This is a genomic window from Gemmatimonadaceae bacterium, from assembly GCA_035606695.1.
GTDB lineage: Bacteria > Gemmatimonadota > Gemmatimonadetes > Gemmatimonadales > Gemmatimonadaceae > JAQBQB01.
This window is the reverse complement of the sequence record DATNEW010000016.1, coordinates 121,178-128,227: the sequence shown is the minus strand read 5'-3', so window position 1 is coordinate 128,227 and position 7,050 is coordinate 121,178. Positions and strand designations below refer to the sequence as shown.

The 7,050-nt window shown below is 66.6% G+C and carries 4 protein-coding genes; 1 reads left to right on the top strand and 3 read right to left on the bottom strand.

The features are described 5' to 3' along the window. The 3 genes from VN706_06770 to VN706_06760 form a co-directional block, all read right to left on the bottom strand. Window positions 1-2,826 (bottom strand): gamma-glutamyltransferase (locus VN706_06770; GenBank protein ID HXT15315.1); only part of this gene is annotated, 2,826 nt, incomplete at its 3' end. A gap of 116 nt (window positions 2,827-2,942) precedes the next feature. Further along, the gene (locus tag VN706_06765; GenBank protein ID HXT15314.1) at window positions 2,943-5,666 is read right to left on the bottom strand and encodes an ABC transporter permease; all 2,724 of its coding nucleotides are present in this window, start codon (window positions 5,664-5,666) and stop codon (window positions 2,943-2,945) included. Window positions 5,667-5,676: 10 nt separating this feature from the next. Further along, window positions 5,677-6,009, bottom strand: coding sequence for a PadR family transcriptional regulator (locus VN706_06760; GenBank protein ID HXT15313.1), 333 nt, complete (start codon window positions 6,007-6,009; stop codon window positions 5,677-5,679). 159 nt (window positions 6,010-6,168) lie between these two features. Here VN706_06760 and VN706_06755 point away from each other — a divergent pair, with 159 nt between their 5' ends. After that, a complete protein-coding gene (locus tag VN706_06755; GenBank protein ID HXT15312.1) occupies window positions 6,169-7,047 on the top strand; it encodes a DNA-formamidopyrimidine glycosylase family protein in 879 nt (292 codons plus the stop codon). The last annotated feature ends 3 nt before the right edge of the window (window positions 7,048-7,050 follow it).

The following is a 7,050-nucleotide window of genomic DNA, read 5'->3' as shown; positions in this document are numbered from 1 at the left end:
CGCCGCCCCCGCCCGCCGTGGATCCGCCCCCGCTGTCACTCGCCCCTTCTCGATCCGCACCGCCGCGCCGTACCCTTCGCGCAACTCCCCGGGCAACGACACGATCTGCGTCCGATACCCGAGCTCCTCGAGCCGCTTCATGACCGCCGGCGAGAAGCCGTCTTCCATCTGAATCGTCGCGCCGGCGGGCTGCGCTGCATTCCCCCCGCGGCCGAAACCACCGCCGCCAATCAAGAATCGCGGCAGCTCCAGCGCCGCCTGCGGATCGAGATGCTCATCCACCATTCCGATGAACGTCTGATACACCGCCGACGTGATCCACGCATTGCCCGCCGCGCCGAACGCCATCTCCGGCTTGAGCGAACGGCCCGTCCCCTCGAACACCAACGTCGGCGTGATGGTGCTCCCATGCCGCGCGAAGGGCAGCCGGGCGCCATACGCGTTCGGATCGGTGCCGTAGGAACCCAGCTTGTCGTTATATAAGAATCCTAATCCCGGCGTAACGTAGAAGTTCCCGCCCCACGTGCCGAGCGTCTGCGTCGCGGCCACCATGTTGCCGTCGGCGTCGGCAACGGCGTAGGCCGTCGTTCCGGCCGAGCGGCACGACGACGCCTGGTTCGCGTCGTAGCCGTGCGCGTAGCATTCCGGCGGCGTCGCAAGCTCGATGCTCGCCGCCTTCATGTTCGGCTTTGCGCAGCTCAGCGTGTCGCCGCGCAGCAGCGCCGGATTCAATGCCTTGTCGGGATCGAAGCACGCCCATCGCGCGCGCGCCGTGTCCTTGCTCGTGAACGGCTCGATGTCCACCGGCCACAGACTCGGATCGGCGATGCGATTCCGCGTCGACGGCACCAGCTGCCACGCCGCGATCATCGCGTGCAGCGTGCCCGCGTCGTCGGCATACGGCCGCGGATTGGGATACAGCTCGAGCATGTTGAGCTTCGACGCCAACTCCGCCCCGCCGCTCACCGGCGGCGCGCTCGCAAAGAACGTGTACCCACGATAGGTGCTCGACACCGGCTCACGCTCGGCCGCGAAGTAACGCGCCATGTCGCTCAGCTTCATCGCGTTGCCGTGCGCGTGCAGGTCGGTGACCATGCGGCGCGCGACCTCTCCTTTGTAAAAAGCGTCGGCGCCGCCGTGCGCGATCTGCTCGAGAGTCCACGCAAGGTCGGGATTCCTGAGCGTGTCGCCGGCGTGCAGCGGTTGAGCGTCCCGGAAAAACAGGGCACGCGCGCCTGGCGACTTTAGAAATTGCTCACGTTCCGTCGCGAGCGTCGTCGCGAGACCTTCGCTGACGACGTACCCGTCGCGCGCGGCGCGGATCGCGGGCTGCAGCAGCTCCGACCACGTGAGCTTCTTGCCGCCGAACTTCTGCCACGCGAGATACATTGCCGCCACGGTGCCGGGCACGTTCACGACCGCCGGCCCGTCGGGCAGGCGGCCGTTCTGCAACAGCGACGTGTTGCCGAGTCCCGCGTCTTCGGGCACGCGCGACATGAACTCGATGAGCTGCGGCCGCTCCATGCCTTTCTTGTAGACGATCAACTGCCCGTATCCACCCGGGCCGCTCGCGTCGGGTTCGACGACGCCCAGCGCGAACGAGATCGCCACGGCGGCGTCGACGACGTTGCCACCCTTCGCGAGCATCTCGACACCCGCGGCCGTGGCGACGGGATGCGCGCTCGACACCGCCGCGCGACCTGTCGCGGCCTGGCGATATGGCGGATGCTCGCGCAGCAAATCGTGAACGACCGTCGCCAGCTCGTCGTCGTTGGCGGCGGCGATCGCGCGCGTGCGATATTTCTCGCGCAACGTCTCCCACTTCGCGCGGCGCGCCGTTGCGTCCGGCGTGGAGTAGTAAAGTGCGGCCGTGCGATTCCACACTTGATCGAAGGCATCGGCGTTGTGTCGCGCGCGATCCGTCAACGCCGGCGAGCCTGACTGCTCGGCAAGCTGCTGATCGGGCGCCGAGGGTGCGTCGACCGACCACAATCCACCCTTGGACACCGCCAGCAGATTCGCATTGCGATCGCCGGTGCGATCGGGGTCGCCGTTGTAACTGACGGCGGCAATCGCGTCGTTTCCGATGTCAGCCAGCGCAACCGTCTGGCCGACGGGACTCCACGCCGACTCGGCATGCCGCGCGCTGATCAGATTCACATAGTGTCCATCGAGCGGCGACACGAAGACGCCGCCGCGCGCGCCGCTCGCCGTCCACGAAAGACGATCGCCACTCGGCGCCCACGCCGGGCGCTCGATACGCGGATCCGTGAGCGCGACGTCATCGCGTCCCGTGTCGAGATGGTGCACGTGCAGCTTGTGCGTGTTGTCGGCTATCGAGACGTACGCGACGCGATTGCCGTCGGGCGAGATCGCGGGCCATTCCTCGACGACGCGATCGTGCGTCAGTCGCGACTCTTCGCCGTTTGGTTGATGCACCCACAGCGTCGCCGCACCGAGGCGGCCGCGCACGAAGATGATGCGTCCGTCGCTCGCGACGACGGGCTCGCCATTGGGAAGCGGCGACGTCGTGATGCGCTGTGGTTCGCCCTGCGCGCCGCCGCTGCCAATCGCGACGCGCCACACATTGAAGTTGCCGTCGCGGTCGGAGGAGAAAACAATCGCGGCGCCATCCGGCGTCCACGCTGGCTCTCGGTCCCACGCCGCGCCGGACGTGACGCGCGTCCACGCGCCGGCCTTGGAGACGATCCACAAGTCGCCGTCGACGCTCACAGCGAGACGACCGTCCCGCGAATACGCCGGATTATGAGCGGCGGGGGATTGGAGTTGTAGAAGAAGAGCGACCAGCAGCAGCATGGGTGTCATCCCGAGTGAGCGAAGCGAGCGAGGGATCTGCCGTCCCGGTCGAGAGACATCCCTCAGACCGTGATGCAAGATTCCTCGCTACGCTCGGAATGACAACCGGCGCCGACCGTGAGTGATCAATCCGCCCGCAACGCCACATTCGGATCCACGCGTGAGGCACGCGTGGCCGGCACCCAACTCGCCAGCACCGCGGCGCCGAGCAGCGTGACGATCACCGCCGCCATCACCGGCGGATCCTTCGGCGAAACGTCGAAGAGCAGCGGCGCCACCCATCGTCCGGCGACGAGCGCGATCAACGCACCAAGCACCACGCCGGGCACGACGATGCGAAGGCCTTCACGCACGACGAGGGAGATCACGTCGCGCGCCTGAGCGCCAAGCGCGACGCGCACGCCCATCTCGTGCGTGCGCTGCGTGACGTTGTACGCGATGACGCTGTACAGTCCGACGATCGCCAGCACGAGCGCCAACAAGCCGAACGCGGCGAACATCACGGCGCCGATCTTCCACGATCGCATCTCCGGCGCGACGATGGTCGAGAGCGGCGTCACCGTGACGTACGAGCTGCCCGTCATCAGGCGTTGCAGTTCGCGACGCACCGCGTCCGCATGCTGAGCGCCGGAGCCGCTCGTTCGCACGAACAGGCCGCCATCGTCGGGGCGAAACTGCGTCGTCGGCAGATAATAGTGCAGCTCCGCCTCGCTCAACTTGCTCCCGCGCGTGTCCTCGGCGATGCCGACGACGGTAGTGCAGGGCATACTGTCGGCGTTCAGATGCACGCATCTGCCGATGGCACTTTCATTCGGCCAGAGGCGGTTTGCCATCGACGCGTCCGCGACCATCACATGCGGCGATGTCGCGATGTCGCTCGACCGGAAGCCGCGACCCTGCAGGATGCGCGTACCCATCGTCGAAAAGAAATCCGGCGTGCCTGTCTGCAACGTAAAGTTTCCAAGCTTGCTCACCGAGTCGATTCCGGGGACGTGAAGGTCGATGTCCCACTCCATGTAGAACGGCACCGTGAGAGCGCGCGCGGCGTGCTCGACGCCCGGAATTGTTCGCGCGCGATCGAGCAGTGCGTTGAGAATGTGCTTATTGTGCTCCGAATCCAGCGAAGCGCCGCGCCACTGCGGCTCGACCCACAGCACCTGATCGGTGTCATAGCCAAGGCGAATGTTCCGCACGTTGATCAAGCTGCGCACGAACAGGCCGGCGCCCACGAGCAACACGACCGACAGGGCCGCCTGCCCAACGAGCAATGACGCGCGGAGGCGAGAGCGATGCACGTGGCCTTCACGCGCGCCGGTCTTGAGCGCGGTCGCGAGATCTTCTCGTCCTGCGTGAAGCAGCGGCGCCACGCCCGTGAGAATTCCGGCGAACACGGCGAGCGCGGCGGAGAATCCGAGTACGCGCATATCCGTGAACGCGCCGGCGCCGGTGTCCGCCTCCTGGAGCAAGAGCCTTCTCACCGCCGCGCCGCCCCACTGCGCGATCGCCACGCCGAGGAATCCGCCAAGGCCCGCCAGAAGGACGCTCTCGGTGATGAGCTGCATGAGCAGACGTCCGCGACTGATGCCGAGCGCAATGCGCAACGCTATTTCGCGGCGGCGACGCAGCGCGCGCGCCAACAGCAGATTCGCGACGTTCGCGCAGGCGATCAGAAGCACGATCGCCGCGACGCCGATCAACCACGTCGCGACCTTCGCGTCGCTGCGTGCGTTCGGCCCGCGATCCTCGAGCACCGGCCCGACGATCGCGCGCGGCTTCGCGAGCGTCAGGGGAGTGGTGCGCGCCTTGATCTCCAACGCTTTTGCGTAACTCAACTGCGTGGCGCGAGTGAGATCGGCGGTCGCCTGGGCGAGCGACACGCCCGGCTTCCGCCGCGCAAACACCTCGAGCCACGTCAGGTTGTACGCCTCGTACCAGCCTTGCTTCGGGGCAAAGCCAAATCCTTCCGCGCTGATGTGCGCCGCGACGGGAATGAACGCAACGAGCGGCCGCGCCGAAAATCCACTGAAGCCTTCGGGCGCGACGCCAATGACGGTGTACATCGCCGATCCCATCGCCAGCCGGGTGCCGATGACATCGCCCCGGCCGCCGAACTGTGTTTGCCAGAACGCATACGAGAGCACGGCAACCTTGGCGCCGTCGGGAGGAGCGCACTCCGCCGCTGTGAAGAAACGGCCGATCACGGGTTTCGCATCGAACATGCGCCAGAGGTCGGCCTCGGCGACGCCGACGTGCATCTCTCGCGTCGCATCGCCCGTACCGATCGCCAGCTTCGCGTCATAAAACGGCGTCATCGCATCGAACGAGCGTGTGTTCTGTTTGACGTCGAGATACGGGCGGTAGCCGGTGGTGCCCGTGATGTTCTCTTTGCCGCGATAGGTGGTCGCGAAATACAGGCGTGCGTCGCGTTGCGGCGTCACGAGGAACGCCGGCGGGCGAAACAGCAGTCGATCGACGACGCCGAACATCGTGGCGTTCGCGCCGATGCCGAGTCCGAGTGTGACGACGACGGCGAGCGCGAAGCCGGGCGACAATCGCAGCCCGCGCAGCGCATATCGCAGATCCTGCACGAACGCGCTCCACCACTCGGCGCGCCGTTCGCGGTCGACGCGCGAACGATCGATGCTCGTGAGGCGCTCGCGCGTGCGTTGGAGATCCCCGAAGCGGCGCACCGCCTCGCGGCGCGCATCGTCGGCGCTCATGCCGCCCGCGATCAAGTCGCGCGTCGTCATGTCGAAGTGAAACTGCAGCTCGTCGTCGACCGCGTGCTCGACGCCCGCGCTGCCGCGGTCCAGGCGCATGAATCGGCGCAATCCGGGAAAGCGACTCATGGCACGCTCCTCACACGGTGCGAAGCACTTTGAATACCGCGGCAGCGTACTCCGTCCACACTTCGGACTTGGCGCGAAGCTGCTTTCGTCCCTGGGCGGTGAGCTGATAGAACTTCGCCTTGCGATTGTTCTCCGACACGCCCCACTCGGCCTCGAGCCACCCGCGCTTTTCCATGCGGTGGAGCGCGGTGTAGAGCGCGCCTTCCTCGATCTGCAGGCGCTGGTTGGTGACGCCGCGGATCCACGACGCGACGGCGTAGCCGTGCCGCGGTCCCCACTTGAGCGCCTTGAGCACGAGGAGGTCGAGCGTTCCCTGGAGCAGGTCGAGATCGATGGTCGCCACGCGGCGTTCCCCTGAAATGTTGATGGGAATGAAGCGGAATGCGCCTCCTCCCCTGAATGATTCAGGGAAGGAAACTATCACTCTGACACCGGGTCCGTCAAAAACGTTCCCGCCACCCCGCGAAACCCCAGGCGCCCGCCGAACGGTAAGTTTCCTGCCATGCCCGAACTGCCGGACATCACCGTCTACGTCGAAGCGCTCGAACGCCGCATCCCCGGCGCAACGCTCGATGAAGTCCGCCTCAAGACGCCATTCCTGCTTCGGACAGTGGAACCGCCACTCTCCGATCTGATCGGCAAGCGCGTCGTCGCCGTCTCGCGACTCGGCAAACGCATCGTGGTCGAGCTGGAGGGCGACCTGTTCATCGTGCTGCACCTGATGATCGCCGGCCGCCTTCACTGGAAAGCGCGCGGAGCGAAAGGGGGCCGCAGCCCGCTCGCCGAGTTCGACTTCTCGACGGGCACGCTCACGCTGACCGAAGCCGGCACGAAACGCCGCGCATCGCTCTACCTCGTCCGCGGCCGCGCGGGACTCGCCGAGCACGGGCGCGGCGGGCTCGAGGTGCTCGACGCATCGCGCGACGCATTCGCCGAGCGACTGCGCTCGGAGAATCACACGATCAAGCGATCGCTCACCGACCCGCGCCTGTTCAGCGGCATCGGAAACGCGTACTCCGACGAGATTCTCCACCGCGCGCGCCTGTCGCCGGTGAAGCTCACGAGCCGCCTGTCGGACGACGAGATCGCGCGCCTGTTCGATGCGACGCGCGCGACGCTCATCGAATGGACCGACCGGCTGCGCAGGGAATCAGCCGACGGCTTTCCCGAAAAGGTCACGGCCTTCCGCGACGAGATGGCCGTGCACGGCAAGTTCGGTCAGCCGTGCCCCGTCTGCGGTACCGCGGTGCAGCGCATTCGATACGCCGACAACGAAACGAACTACTGCGCGCGCTGCCAGACGGACGGAAAGCTCCTTGCCGATCGCGGACTTTCGAGATTACTCAAGCAGGACTGGCCGCGCAGCATCGACGAGTTGTAACGG